We start from the raw sequence: 294 nt of genomic DNA, 5'->3' as shown, positions 1-294 counted from the left end.
GATAAATACCACGTGCATCTGTTATTGCGTCATTTTTAGGTACAAATTGAATTTTTAAATGACTAACATTTTCAGGTACTTTTAATAAGCGCCAAATCGGACCATAAGCAACTACTTTTTCACCAATAACAGTATCGTTATCAGCATTTTTAATGATTAAATTTGTCATACCTTGATAGTTTTTAGTAGTCATAGTATTAAATTCAAAGATTAATTCAGAATTCGGATTTACTGTTAATGTTTTCTCGATACCATTAAAACCGCCATGATCATTTGTATCATTTCCTTTAATAC

At 29.3% G+C, this 294-nt stretch carries 1 protein-coding gene; it reads right to left on the bottom strand.

The window, feature by feature from the left end:
* The coding region (locus tag AC0L14_RS34800; RefSeq protein ID WP_473752237.1) for a SasC/FmtB family protein at window positions 1–294 on the bottom strand (294 nt) is incomplete at both ends.

The organism is Mesorhizobium sp. WSM4841 (genome assembly GCF_055811515.1).
Note: the sequence above shows the minus strand (reverse complement) of the source record. Positions and strands in the feature narration are given on the sequence as shown.